Consider the following 12,538-nt stretch of genomic DNA (forward strand, 5'->3'; position numbering starts at 1 on the left):
TGGGGGTGGGGTTGGGGTTTTGCGGTGGCGTGCAGGAGGAGCGCTGCGGGACGCTCCTCCCCCGGCCCGTCGCGCGGGGTCGCTCCGGGCCGGGTGGGGAGGGGATCAGCTCGCGAAGGTCCAGGTGAGCGGGAGCGAGGCGGACAGGCCCTGGTAGGCGTTGGTGGCCGACGAGTCGAGGGTCACGGCGATGGAGAAGGGGGTGGAGGTGCCGGGGGTGACCGGGGCGGTGTTGAGGGTCTTGACGGCCGAGCCGGCGAGGGTCGCGGCGGTGCCGGTGAAGACGGTGGTCCCGCCGGAGGTGATCACGACGTTGAGCTTGCCGCAGAAGTCGGTCGCGGAGCCGGAGGCGCCGGCCGCGACGTTGGTGCTCTGCGAGCAGGTGGCGCCGGGGGTCAGCGTGAAGGTGTTGGCGGCGACGGTGCCGGTGTTCTTCAGCGTGATCGCGGTGGTGACGGTCTGGCCGGGGACCATCGTGGTCGATCCGCCGAACTTGTTGATGGTCGCGCAGGTCGCGGTGTTGGTGCTGATCGAGCCGCCGTCGGTGCTGAGGCAGGTGATCGGGCTGGCGCCGGTCGACTTCTCCTCCATGACGAGCGAGCCGGACGCGGCGGTGTTGCCGGTGTTGGAGATGCTCGCGACGAAGCCGGACAGGGTGCCGGACATCGAGACGGAGAGCAGGGCGGCGGCGGCGATGCTCGTCGCGATGGCGAGGGGAGCGAAGCGGACGCGCTTGGACTTGGCGGTGTGGGTCGACATGGCAGGACTCCTGATCGGATGGGGCGGGCTGGTGCTGAAGGGGGAGGGTCCGGCTGGTGGTCCGCCGAACTCGATTGACCGCTAAGTTACTTTATGACCAAGATACATTGCAATCGTTCTTTAGCCCCCTGTCCGGGGGACACGTCGGAACCCCCGAGAGCGACCCGTACGATGACCCCCAGCCCTACCCCGAGAAGGACGAATGACCACCGAGAAACCGACCCCGCGCGACGTCGATCAGGACGCGCCCGCCGTGCAGCTGCGGCAGTCGCTCCGCCTGCTCGAGAACGCGCAGCGGCACCTCCGCGCGAGCATCGCCGCGGGCGTGGGCGTGGGCATCTCGGAGCTCACGGCGCTCGAGGTCCTCGGCGAGTCGCCGGACCTCACGCCGAAGTGGCTGGGTCTCGAGCTCTCCCTCTCGACGGGCGCCGTGACCGCGCTCCTCGACCGGCTCGCCACGGCCGGCCACGTCGACCGGCTCGCCAACCCGCAGGACCGCCGGAGCGTCCTGCTGCGCCTCACCGCCTCCGGTGAGCAGCTGCTCGCACAGGTGGACGAGCGCTACGACGACGTCAGCGCGGAGGTGCTCCAGGCCTCCCCCGGGCTGAACGGCATGGCGGACGACCTGGCGCGTGCCGCCGCGGTCATCACCGCGCACACGATCCGCTGACCCGCGCCGGTCGCTAGGAGTCCAGCGCCCGCGTCAGGGTCCAGACGTTGCGCCCCTCGGAGCGCTCGTGCTCGAACGTGGTCGTCAGCGCCTGGATGAGGGCGAGCCCGCGGCCCGACTCCGCGAAGACGTCCGGCATCTCCCGTGGCCCTGTGTCGATGTCCGGCGGATCGGCGGTGTCGATCAGCTCCGCGCGGATCACGTCTCCCTCGACGCGCACGACGAGGCGGCAGACGATCGTCGTCGTCGACGTCGCGTGCTGGATGACGTTGTCGACCAGCTCGACCAGCGCCGTCTCGACGGCCATGCGGTCGCGGGCCGGCAGGTCCGGGCGCTCGCTCCAGAGCCCCGCGAGCAGCTCGTGGACGACCTCGGTGTCGTCCGGGGGCGTGCGGAACCCGACGCTGCGCTCAGTCACGGTACGCGTCGCCGGCCGTGTCGAAGAGGGTGAGCACCCGGTCGAGGTTGGACAGCTGCAGCACCATCACGACCTGCTCGCTGGGCGCCGCGATCCGCAGGTCGCCGCCCGCCTGCCGCGCGGTCTTGAGGGCGCCGACCAGGGCGCCGAGGCCGGAGGAGTCCATGAACGTCACCGCGCTGAGCTCGACGACGATGCGGGGGCCGCCCTCGTCGATCGCCCGGCGGACGGCCGCGCGCAGCTCCGGAGCCGAGGCCGCGTTGAGCCGCCCCTCCCCCCGCAGCACGGCGATGTCGGGGGCGATCGTCTCGGTCGTGAACGTCATGCGGAGTCCTTCTCGGCGGAGCGGTCGGCGCCCGTGCGGGTCAGCACGAGGGCGGTGATGTCGTCGGACGCCGAGCCGGAGGCGGCGAGCGCCCTCAGCGCCTGCAGGAACGCGGCGGTGCTGTCGGAGTCGCGGGCGAGGTCGACCGCGCGCGCCAGGGACTGCAGCGTCCCGTCGTACAGGTCGAGGACGCCGTCGGTGAAGGCGAGGAGCGAGTCCCCCGCCTCGAGCTCCACGGTCTGGGTGATCCAGCCGCCGTCCTCCGCGATGCCCAGCGGGAGGCCCAGTGCCGCGAGCCGCTGGAACGAGCCGTCGGCGCGGAGGAGGACGGTGAGCCCGTGGCCCGCGTCGACGAAGTCGATCCGGCCGGACGCGGTGTCGAGGCGCCCGTGGAAGAGCGTCGCGAAGGTCTCGGTGGCCGTGAAGTCGTCGTGCAGCTGCGCGCTCACCGCGCTGACGACCGCGTCGGGGTCGCCGCCGAGGCGCGCCCGGAACGCGGAGCGGATCGAGGCGGCCACGATCGCCGCCGCCGTCCCCTTGCCCATCACGTCCACGAGGGTCAGGTCGACCGTCTCGTCGTCGCCGCGCCAGCTGTAGAAGTCGCCGGTGATCGTCCACCGCGGCAGCGAGAGCCCCGAGAGCTCGTAGCCGGCGGGGTGGTGGAGGGAGGAGGGCGCCATCTGCGTCTGCATGTCGGCGGCGCGGTCGCGCTCCGCCGTGTCGCGCAGCTCCCGTTCGACCCACTCGCCGAACTCCTCGAGCAGCTGCCGCTCGTCCGGGGTGAGGCTCCGGGGCACGAAGTCGATGAGGCAGAGCGTGCCCAGCTGCAGGTCGCCCTCGACCGACAGCGGCCGCCCGGCGTAGAAGCGGACGTGCGGGTGCCCCGCGACGTGCTCGTGCCCGGCCCACGCCTCGTCGGCGCCGAGGTCCGGCACGACGAAGGTGGTGCGCTTCTCGAGCGTCGCGTCGCAGAAGGTGCCGGCGCGAGGGTAGGCGAGCACGGCCTCCGGATGCTGCGGGGACTTCGTGAACAGCGTGGTGTCGTCGAGGAAGTGGATCTCGGCCACGGGCACGCGGAACAGCTCCTCGGCCATCCGCGTGATCCGGTCGAAGCGCTCCTCCGGAGCCGACCCCATCATCTCGAGCGCCTCGAGCGCCACCAGCCGCGGATCCTGCTCGGCCTCGATCATCTGTGCCCCTTCCCCCGCGAGCCGCGCCGGTACCCCCGATGCGCACACGCACCCCCGACCGTATCGCCCCGCCTGACGGGTGGGGGACCTTCGGCGCCTCTGTACCCCTCACGGGGTACGGCTGTCGCAGATCGCGCGGTCGGGAGCGTCGGCGGTGGCCGATCCCGGCCGTCCTCGCCTCCGTCCCTTGCCGCCGGACGGAGCGGACCCCTATTCTTCACCCGACGCTCCCCCGGCGACCCGCGAGCACCCGAAGCCCGCAGGCTCGTGGGCGTCGCCTCAGGAGCGCCCGTGCCCACCCAGCCGCGTCCCCTCCGCCGAACGCGCGCGGAGACGAACCGACCCTCTCGATCCGACGCGCCCCGGCGCGGGAGCCCGCTCGCTGCGGCGCTCCTGCTGGTGACCGCCCTGATCCTCCCGCTCGCCGCCGCGCCGACCGCGTCCGCCGTCGACTCGGCGGGCGACGAGTACGACGCGATGCGCCTCGGCCTCGTCGCCGACCTGACGGGCACGATCCCGGGCAGCGCGAGCGTCGGCGGCCTCGCCGCGGCGAAGGGCCGCCTCGTCGCCGAGGCCGAGGGCTACTGGTCGACGCTCGAGACCGACGGCGGCGAGCCCTGGCCCGACCTGGTCACGGGCACCTCGGCGGTGGAGGTGTGGGCCGCCTACAAGCGGGTCACCGTCCTCGCGACCGCGCTGAAGACCCCCGGGACCGCCCTCACCGGCGACCCGGCGCTCCTCCGCGACGTCGTCACGACCGCCGACTGGCTCTCGGCGAACCGCTACAACCGCTCCACCACCGGCACCTCCCGCTGGTGGGAGCAGCAGATCGGCATCCCGCTCGAGCTGAACAGCATCACCGCCCTCCTCTACCCCGACCTCTCGGCGGCGCAGGTGCAGGCCTACCTGTCGGCCTCGACGCGCTTCGCCGACACCGTCACCCGGACCGGCGCCAACCGCGTCTGGACGGCGGCGGTCATCGCCGGGCGGGCAGTGCTTCTGAAGCAGCCGGCGAAGATCGCGGAGGCGGCCGCCGGCATCGACCCGGCGCTGCGGACGGTGGCGTCCGGCGACGGCTTCCACGCCGACGGCTCCTTCGTGCAGCACAGCGTCTTCGCCTACAGCGGCGGGTACGGGCTCTCGATGCTCGACACCCTCGACGACCTGTACGCGCTGCTCGACGGCTCCCGCTGGGAGATCACGAGCCCGGAGGGGCTCGGCGTGTACGACCGGCTCGCCTCCTCCTTCGCCCCCGTCACCTGGTGCGGCGCCGTGATGTCGACGGTCCGCGGCCGCGAGACCGCGCGGGCGGAGTCGGAGGACGGCGACGTCGGAGTCCAGCTGCAGGCGGCGGTGCTGCGCCTCGCCGACAGCGCCCCTCCCTCGGCCAGGACACGGACGAACGCGCTGGCGAAGAGCTGGCTGGCCTGCAACTCCGGCAGCCCCGTGAGCATCGAGACGGCCGGATCCGTCAGCGACGTCGTGCGCGCGCGGCTCGTCCTCGCCGACACGGGCCTGATCGCGACCCCGATCGGCTCGGGCGTCCGGGCCTTCGCCGGGATGGACCGCTTCACGCGGACCACGGCGACCTCGGGCTTCGCCGTCGGCCTGTCGAGCACGCGGATCGCGCGCTACGAGTCGCTCAACGGCGAGAACCGCAGCGGCTGGTACACCGGCGACGGCGCGACCTCGCTCCACCTGGGCAGCGGGCGCCAGTACGACGACGGCTACTGGGCCACGGCGAACCCGTACCGGATGCCCGGCACCACCGAGGACACGATCGTCCGGAGCGCGGGCGAGGGCGCGTCGTCCCGCCCGACGACGACCTTCACCGGGAGCCTCGAGAGCCCGTCGCGGCGGACGGGGATCGCGGCGCTCGACTTCGACGCGGCGTCGGTGAGCCTGGTCGCGAAGAAGGCCTGGTTCACCTTCGACGACGAGATCCTCGCGCTCGGCTCCGGGATCACGGCGACCGACATGTCCGGGACCGGCTGGGACGGGGCGCGCCGGCGCGCGGAGACGGTGATCGACGACCGCCGCGACGTCGCTCCCGATGCGAGGCTCCGCGTCGACGGCGTCCTCCGCGGTGCGGAGGCGACCGCCACGAGCACCGCCCGCTGGGCCTCGATCACCGGCTCCGCGGAGTCGGTGGGCTACGTCTTCCCGTCGCCGATCGCCCTGACCGCGCAGGGACGGACCCGCACCGGAGCCTGGAGCGCCGTGAGCGCCGCCGGTCCGACGGCGCCGGTGACCGGCCACTACTACTCCCTCACGACGAGCCACGGCACGAACCCGACCGGCGCCTCCTACGCGTACACGGTCCTCCCCGGCGCCTCCGAGGCGGCGACCGCCGCGTACGCGGCGGACCCGGACGTGACCGTGCTCAGCAACACACCCCAGCTGAGCGCCGCCCGCGACCGCTCGACCGGCACCGTGAGCGCCGTGTCGTGGAAGGCCGGGACCACGAGCCCCGTCCTCGTCGGAGGCACCCGGGTCGCGAGCATCACCGGCGCCGGACTGGTCTCGATCCGGGAGGACGCGGACACGGTGACCGTCTCGACCGTCGACCCGACGCAGGTCTCGACGAGCGCGCTCACCGTGACGCTCGCGCGGCCGACCGCGGGCACGGTGTCCTCGAGCGCCGCCCTGAGCGTGACGAGCAGGACGAGCACCGCGACGACGATCACGTTCCGGCCGAGCGGGCTGAAGGGAGCGACGGCGTCCATCGTGCTCGCGAAGAGGGCCGCCACTCCGGCGCCGACGGCCACGCCCACGCCGACCGCGACCCCCGCGCCGACCTCGACGCCGACCGCCACCGCGACTCCGCTCGCCGCCGCCGGGGCCGGCACCCACCAGAACGGCTCGCCGGCCGTCGCCGTCACGGGCACCTGGTCCACGACCTCCTCCTCCGCGGACAGCGGCGGAGGCGTCTCCTTCTCGTCGACAGGGGGCGCCTCCGCCACCCTCCGCTTCACCGGCACCGGAGTCTCGTGGGTGAGCCGCCGGTCCAGCACGTCCGGGATCGACGAGGTCCGCCTCGACGGCGTCCTCGTGGCCTCGGTCGACCGCTACAGCGCCACCACCCGCTCCGCCCAGACCGTCTGGACCAGCGGGACCCTGCCCGCCGGCACCCACACCGTCACGATCACCCGCGGCAGCACACGGAATCCGGCGGCGACCGGGGGCAACCTGATCCACGACGCCTTCGTCGTGAGGGGCTGACGGCCCGGCTATCACCGGCCGCGGTGCCTGGCCAGGCCCTCGCCCGGCGGCGGGCGGGCGCGTAGCGTCGCCCGGACCGATCGACCCGCCGGGGTCACGACGAGAGGACGCGCCATGAGCAGCACGAGCGACATGATCCGGAGCCACCCCGAGGAGCTGCGCGGCGTCGATCCGGAGGTCCTGGCCGAGTGCATCGACGCGTGCGGCGCCTGCGCACTCACCTGCACCGCCTGCGCCGACGCCTGCCTCGGCGAGGAGTCGGTCGCCGAGCTGGTCCACTGCATCCGCACCGACCTCGCCTGCGCCGACGTGTGCGCCGCGACCGGCGCCGTGCTCTCCCGCCGCGGCGTCGTCGGATCCGCGGCCGTCCGCGCCCTCGTCGAGGCCTGCCTCCTGGCCTGCCGCGCCTGCGCCGACGACTGCGAGCAGCACGCCGGGATGCACGAGCACTGCCGGATCTGCGCCGAGGCCTGCCGCCGCTGCGAGCAGGCGTGCGAGAGGCTGCTCGCGCAGCTCTGAGCGCGGAGGCCGACGCACGGAGCCGCCGGAGCGTCCGCCTCACCGGACCCGACGGGCGGCTGTCAACCGTCCTGCCCTGCGCGCCCGGCCCTCCTACGGTCGGTGGCGAGCACGGCGACGTCGGGGCTCGGAGCGATCGCAGGCGGTCCTCCGTCCCCGACGACCGGCAGACGCTCGAGACGGAGGACGACCGTGGCCCAGACCAGCACCGAGCGCGACCGCACCGCGCCCGACCCCGACGACTCCCGCAAGCCCGACGGACCGACCGAGGTCAGCAAGCGGTCCTGGGGCTACGTCCTCAAGAAGACGCTCCGCGAGTTCGGCGCCGACCAGTGCACGGACATCGCTGCGGGGCTGACCTACTACGCCGTGCTCGCACTCTTCCCGGGGCTGCTCGCGATCGTGTCCATCCTCGGCTTGTTCGGGCAGGCCGAGACCACGACATCGACGGTCCTCGACCTGCTGGGCGGATTCGTGTCGACCGACGTCCTCGACACCGTCCGCGGCCCCCTGCAGGAGCTCACCTCGGCCCCCGCCGCCGGTCTGGCGTTCGTCACCGGTGTCCTCGGCGCCCTCTGGTCCGCCTCCGGCTACGTCGGCGCCTTCGGGCGCGGCATGAACCGCGTCTACGAGATCGACGAGGGCCGCCCGATCTGGAAGCTGCGCCCCACGATGCTCGCCGTCACCCTCGTGACGGTCCTCCTGCTCGTGATCGCCGGGCTGATCCTCGTGCTCAGCGGACCCGTCGCGCAGACCATCGGCGACGCCGTCGGCCTCGGCGAGGTCGCGCTGACGGTGTGGAGCATCGCCAAGTGGCCCGTCCTGATCGCGATCATGGTCGTCATCGTCGCGGTCCTCTACCACTGGTCGCCCAACGTGCGGCAGCCGAAGTTCCGCTGGACCAGCATGGGCTCGATCCTCGCCCTCGTCGTCTGGGCGCTGGCGTCGGCCGGCTTCGCGTTCTACGTCGCCAACTTCAGCAACTACAACAAGACCTACGGCGCGCTCGGCGGCGTGATCGTCTTCCTCCTCTGGCTCTGGATCACGAACCTCGCCCTGCTCTTCGGGGCGGAGTTCGACGCCGAGCTCGAACGCGGCCGCCAGCTGCAGGCCGGCATCGAAGCCGAGGAGCACATCCAGCTCCCGCCCCGCGACACCCGGCAGAGCGAGAAGAAGGCCCAGAAGCACGCCGAGGACGTCGCCGACGGCCGCGAGCTCCGCGAGAGCGCCGGACACCCCGAGCGGTGATCCCGATCGGGCGGGACCTCCCGGTCCGTTAGGGGAACCGCCTCCCCGCGGCAACCCTCTTGAGGCCCCGCGGGCGGCGCGCGGAGGCTGGACGCATGCGGAAACTGCACTACTCCAGCGGCCACCTCCTCGTCGGCGACCTGACCTGCAAGGCGGTCCTCCGCTACGCGCGTGCCGTCGCGGACGTCGGCAAGTCGGACGTCGTCTCGGTGCCGGTCCTGACCGAGGGCGGCGGCCGCGCCTACGCCCACCTGCTGATCGGGCCGGCGAGCCAGCTCTGGTCGGTGCCGATCGACAGCAGCGAGGTGGAGGAGCCGGACGACGCGGAGGTCATCGCCCACATCGAGCTCGAGACGCGCCGCATGCAGCCGGCCCGCCCCTCGTGGAGCGAGGAGATGACCGACATCCCGCCACTGGACTTCCTCGAGTACACGGACATCGCCGACCTCGAGGACGCCCGGCGCGACCCGATGGACTAGGCCGCCGCCGGCTCCTCCGTGGAGCGGGAGTCGCTGAGGGACAGCGAGCCGATCGTCGCGATCACGCCGACGAGGACCGCCACGACCAGGTAGGCGACCCGCTCGCCCGCGAAGAAGCTCCGGACGAGGTCCGTGCTCCATGCGCCCGCCGGGAGGGTGGTCGCCACCAGGGCGGCGATCAGCGTGCCGACGACGGCCGTGCCGATGCTGGTGCCGATCTCCTGGGCCGTGTCGTTGAGCGCCGCACCGATCGAGGTGCGGTTCGCGGGCATCGCCTCGACGAGGGCGACGGCGCAGATGGTCATGATCGTCCGCAGGCCCACCGTCATCACGACCATCATCACGGCGATCGCGAGGTAGCCCCGGTCCACCGCCCAGGACATCCCGAGCAGTGCGCCGACCAGGAGCCCGGTGCCGATCAGGCAGGCCGCGCGGTGCCCCAGCCTCGCGGCGAGGCGTTCGGTGATCGGAGTGGCGGCGAGCATCGTGACGATGACGGGCAGGTTCGCGAGGCCGGCGCGCACCGGGCTCCAGCCGTAGGCGTACTGGAAGTGCAGGATCAGGCCGAACAGGACGCTCGCGAAGGCGACCGAGGCGCCGAGCTGCGTGAGCGCCGCTCCCCGCGCGGCACCGGCGCGGAAGATCGCGAGGTCGATCATGGGCGAGGCGGCACGGCGCTCGCGGACGACGAATCCCGCGACGGCCGCGACGGTCCCCGCGGCGCAGGCGATCGTGACGAGCGACAGCCAGCCGTTCTCGACTCCGCTGGTGAGCGTGTAGCAGCCGAGCCCGACCGCGGCGATGGTGAGGACCGTCCCCGGCAGGTCGAGCCGCTCCGAGGTGAGGTCGGCCCGCCGGTCGGCGGGGACTCCGAGGCGCACGCCGATCCAGACCAGCAGCGCGATCGGGGCGTTGACGACGAGCAGCCACTGCCAGCTGACGGTGCTGAGGATCGAGCCGCCCAGGAGGGGGCCGAGGACCATGCCGGACATCCCGACGATCATCACGATCGTGATCGACCGCATGCGGAGCCTCTCGTCGTCGAAGAGCCGGAACACCAGCGACATCGTGACGGGCGCCATGGCGGCCGCGGCGCAGCCGAGCGCAGCACGGAGGGCGATCAGCTGGCCGATGTCGGTGACGAGGACGACGGCGAGGCTGATCAGCCCGAACGCGGCGAGGCCGGTGAGCAGCACGCGGCGGCGGCCGAACCGGTCGGCGGCGGACCCGGCGGTCAGCAGCAGCCCGCCGAAGGTCAGGGAGTAGGCGCCGGTCACCCACTGCAGTCCGGCGGTCGAGCCGTCGAGCGAGCGTCCGATCGTGGGGAGGGCTATCGAGAGCAGCGTGTTGTCGACCATCTCGACGAAGAAGGCGAGGCAGAGAGCGGCGAGCGGGAGCGCCGCGGAGCGGAGGGAGGTGTGAGCACGGGACTCGGCGGAGGTGGTCGTCGGAGCGGACACGGTGGCGCCTTTCTATCGAACGCCGTTCGACTCTCGTACGGCGTTCGATAGTATGGAACGCCGTTCGGTAAGATGCAAGCCATGCCTGCAGATCGCCCGACGGAGACCGCCGGCGCCGCCGCGCCCTCCCCCGCCCGGGGCCGCCGCCGAGCGTCGCACTCGCTCGACACCGTGCTGGCCGAGGCGATCGCGATCCTCGACGAGTCCGGGGAGTCGGCCCTCACATTCCGCGCGCTCGCGGCCCGGCTCGGCGGCGGCGTGGCGAGCATCTACTGGTACGTCGGAAGCCGCGACGAGCTGCTGGAGCGAGCGACCGACGAGGTCATGGGCCGGGTCCTCGCCGACAGCGAGCCGCTCACCCACGGGCCGGACCCGATCGACAACGTCCGCGCCGTCGCACTGGCCCTCTTCGACGAGTGCGTCCGCCGACCCTGGTTCGGCCTCTACATGCTCCGCACGACCGGGGTGCAGCCGAACTCGATGGCGATGTACGAGCGGCTCGGCCAGCAGCTCATGGCACTCGACCTGACGCCCCGGCAGCGGTTCCACGCCGTGTCGTCCATCGTCAGCTACGTCGTCGGAGTCGCGGCCGACCTCGCGCAGCCGCCGCCCCGCGAGTTCCTCGAGAGCGGGATGGAGAGGGGCGAGTTCCTGGAGCACCTGGCCGACCGCTGGCGCGCCCTCGACCCCGAGGAGTTCCCCTTCGGCCACCACGCGGCCGACGTGATGGCGACCCACGACGACCTCGACGTGTTCCGCTCCGGCCTCGACCTGCTCCTGGCGGGGCTGCGCCTGCAGGCGGGGCGGGGCTGAGGCCTCGAGCGCGACGCCTGTCGGACAGGACCTCACCAGGAGCGATGAGAAGTAGGCACGGCCCTCCACCCTCGATACAGCCGTCCGTGTATCGTCTCCCCCGTGCCCGCCACCGCGACCCTCACCCACTCCGCCGCACTCGCGCGCCTAGGATCCGCCCTGGCCGACGAGACCCGGTCGCGGATCCTGCTCGCCCTGCGCGAGGCGCCAGCGGTCCCGTCGGACCTGGCCGACGCGCTCGGAGTGTCCCGGCAGGTGATGTCGAACCAGCTCGCCTGCCTCCGCGGCTGCGGTCTGGTGGAGGCCGTGAAGGACGGCCGCTACACCTGGTACCGGCTGGCCGAGACCCGGATCGCCGGGGCGCTCGACCACCTGCTCCGCCTGGCCCTCGTGGTCGATCCGGACTGCTGCTCCGGCGACGACTGCCGCTGCGCATGACCGCCCTCCGCGCTCCGCTCCTCCCCGCCCGCCGCCGCGTGCTGCAGAGGCGCATCCGCTGGATCGTCGGCGCGACCATCGCCTACAACGTGGTGGAGGCGATCGTGGCCCTCGCAGCCGGGACGGTCGCGTCGTCCACCGCCCTCGTCGCCTTCGGCCTCGACTCCGTGGTGGAGGTGCTCTCCGCCGCGGCCGTCGCCTGGCAGTTCTCGGGGCGCGATCCGGAGGCGCGCGAGCGCACCGCGCTGCGGGTGATCGCCGTCTCGTTCCTCGGCCTGGCCGCGTTCGTCGCCGTCGACTCGGTCCGGGCGCTGCTCGGATTCTCGGAGGCCCAGCACTCCCCCGTCGGCATCGTGCTGGCCGCCGTCAGCCTGCTGGTGATGCCCGCGTTCTCCCTGCTCGAGCGCCGGACCGGCCGCGAGCTCGGCTCGGCCTCGGCCGTCGCGGACTCGAAGCAGACGCTCCTCTGCTCGTACCTCTCCGCCGCCGTCCTGGTGGGCCTGCTGCTGAACAGCACGCTCGGATGGACGTGGGCCGACCCCGTCGCCGGACTCGTGATCGCCGCGGTCGCCGTCCGCGAGGGCCTGGAGGCCTGGCGCGGCGAGTCCTGCACGACGCCGATCGCCGCGCTGACGAGCGAGGACTCCGAGGCCTGCGGCTGCTGCTGACGAGGACAGGCGGAGTCCCGGCATCCCTCACCGACGGCCGGCCCGCGCCTCGACGACGTGCCGGCACCCGATTCCGCCGCGCTCCAGCTCCTCGCGCTCGCGGCGGAGCCCGACGCGGATCCGCCGCGTTCGGGACCGGTCCGGGACGTCCGCCCCGCCTCGGCCCTCGGCGACCGCCCGCGCGACGTCGGCGTCCACGCATGGGGTTCCTTCTCTCGTCCTGCTGCGGTGCGAACGGCGCCGCTCCTCCATCCCACGACTCGGGCACCCGGGCCGGGGGGAGGGTCGCCGAGCACGTGTCGGCGGGTCAGGAGGCGCCGGGGCCGCCC

Annotated in this window: 14 protein-coding genes; 8 read left to right on the top strand and 6 right to left on the bottom strand. The window is 73.2% G+C overall.

Features of this window, described 5'->3' with window-relative positions; translation table 11 throughout:
- Positions 1-105 precede the first annotated feature (105 nt).
- Positions 106-759 carry a hypothetical protein gene (locus C5D44_RS14670; protein WP_104277499.1) on the bottom strand — a complete coding sequence of 218 codons (654 nt, stop codon included), beginning with the start codon at positions 757-759 and terminating at the stop codon, positions 106-108.
- A gap of 202 nt (positions 760-961) precedes the next feature.
- On the opposite strand from C5D44_RS14670, the gene C5D44_RS14675 reads away from it, so the two are divergent.
- Positions 962-1,429 (top strand): MarR family winged helix-turn-helix transcriptional regulator, encoded by a 468-nt coding sequence (locus C5D44_RS14675; protein ID WP_104277500.1) that lies wholly within the window; start codon positions 962-964, stop codon positions 1,427-1,429.
- Positions 1,430-1,442: 13 nt separating this feature from the next.
- Here the strand turns inward: C5D44_RS14675 and C5D44_RS14680 are convergent, their stop codons facing one another.
- Genes C5D44_RS14680 through C5D44_RS14690 form a run of 3 tightly spaced genes read right to left on the bottom strand, consistent with a single transcriptional unit; the run spans position 1,443 to position 3,362 of the window.
- Positions 1,443-1,847, bottom strand: coding sequence for an ATP-binding protein (locus C5D44_RS14680; RefSeq protein ID WP_104277501.1), 405 nt, complete (start codon positions 1,845-1,847; stop codon positions 1,443-1,445).
- Positions 1,840-2,172 (bottom strand): STAS domain-containing protein, encoded by a 333-nt coding sequence (locus tag C5D44_RS14685; protein ID WP_104282093.1) that lies wholly within the window; start codon positions 2,170-2,172, stop codon positions 1,840-1,842. The genes C5D44_RS14680 and C5D44_RS14685 overlap by 8 nt, the downstream gene beginning before the upstream one ends.
- Positions 2,169-3,362, bottom strand: a complete 1,194-nt coding sequence (locus C5D44_RS14690) for a PP2C family protein-serine/threonine phosphatase (protein ID WP_104282094.1) — start codon at positions 3,360-3,362, stop codon at positions 2,169-2,171. Before C5D44_RS14690 ends, C5D44_RS14685 begins: the two co-directional genes overlap by 4 nt.
- A 399-nt stretch (positions 3,363-3,761) precedes the next feature.
- Between C5D44_RS14690 and C5D44_RS14695 the strand changes: the two genes are divergently transcribed.
- The 4 genes from C5D44_RS14695 to C5D44_RS14710 all read left to right on the top strand — a co-directional run bounded on the left by C5D44_RS14695 (position 3,762) and on the right by C5D44_RS14710 (position 8,830).
- A complete protein-coding gene (locus C5D44_RS14695; RefSeq protein ID WP_181118522.1) occupies positions 3,762-6,584 on the top strand; it encodes a polysaccharide lyase 8 family protein in 2,823 nt (940 codons plus the stop codon).
- 114 nt (positions 6,585-6,698) lie between these two features.
- A complete protein-coding gene (locus C5D44_RS14700) occupies positions 6,699-7,103 on the top strand; it encodes a four-helix bundle copper-binding protein (RefSeq protein ID WP_104255963.1) in 405 nt (134 codons plus the stop codon).
- Positions 7,104-7,295: 192 nt separating this feature from the next.
- A complete protein-coding gene (locus C5D44_RS14705) occupies positions 7,296-8,351 on the top strand; it encodes a YihY/virulence factor BrkB family protein (protein WP_104282096.1) in 1,056 nt (351 codons plus the stop codon).
- Between the two features lie 95 nt (positions 8,352-8,446).
- Complete coding sequence (locus C5D44_RS14710; RefSeq protein ID WP_104282097.1) at positions 8,447-8,830, top strand: hypothetical protein; 384 nt, start codon at positions 8,447-8,449, stop codon at positions 8,828-8,830.
- Here C5D44_RS14710 and C5D44_RS14715 read toward each other — a convergent pair.
- Positions 8,827-10,290 (bottom strand): MFS transporter, encoded by a 1,464-nt coding sequence (locus C5D44_RS14715; protein WP_104277507.1) that lies wholly within the window; start codon positions 10,288-10,290, stop codon positions 8,827-8,829. The two genes, C5D44_RS14710 and C5D44_RS14715, sit on opposite strands and share 4 nt — an antisense overlap.
- A gap of 81 nt (positions 10,291-10,371) precedes the next feature.
- On the opposite strand from C5D44_RS14715, the gene C5D44_RS14720 reads away from it, so the two are divergent.
- From C5D44_RS14720 to C5D44_RS14730, 3 genes are all read left to right on the top strand, one after another.
- A complete protein-coding gene (locus tag C5D44_RS14720) occupies positions 10,372-11,103 on the top strand; it encodes a TetR/AcrR family transcriptional regulator (protein WP_104277508.1) in 732 nt (243 codons plus the stop codon).
- 102 nt (positions 11,104-11,205) lie between these two features.
- Positions 11,206-11,541 (top strand): helix-turn-helix transcriptional regulator, encoded by a 336-nt coding sequence (locus C5D44_RS14725; RefSeq protein WP_104234042.1) that lies wholly within the window; start codon positions 11,206-11,208, stop codon positions 11,539-11,541.
- Positions 11,538-12,209 carry a cation diffusion facilitator family transporter gene (locus C5D44_RS14730; protein WP_104282098.1) on the top strand — a complete coding sequence of 224 codons (672 nt, stop codon included), beginning with the start codon at positions 11,538-11,540 and terminating at the stop codon, positions 12,207-12,209. Before C5D44_RS14725 ends, C5D44_RS14730 begins: the two co-directional genes overlap by 4 nt.
- 27 nt (positions 12,210-12,236) lie before the next feature.
- Here C5D44_RS14730 and C5D44_RS18160 read toward each other — a convergent pair whose 3' ends face one another.
- The gene (locus tag C5D44_RS18160; RefSeq protein WP_181118523.1) at positions 12,237-12,407 is read right to left on the bottom strand and encodes a hypothetical protein; all 171 of its coding nucleotides are present in this window, start codon (positions 12,405-12,407) and stop codon (positions 12,237-12,239) included.
- Positions 12,408-12,538 lie beyond the last annotated feature (131 nt).

It is taken from the genome of Rathayibacter sp. AY1B5 (assembly GCF_002932795.1).
In the GTDB taxonomy this organism is placed as follows: Bacteria; Actinomycetota; Actinomycetes; order Actinomycetales; family Microbacteriaceae; genus Rathayibacter.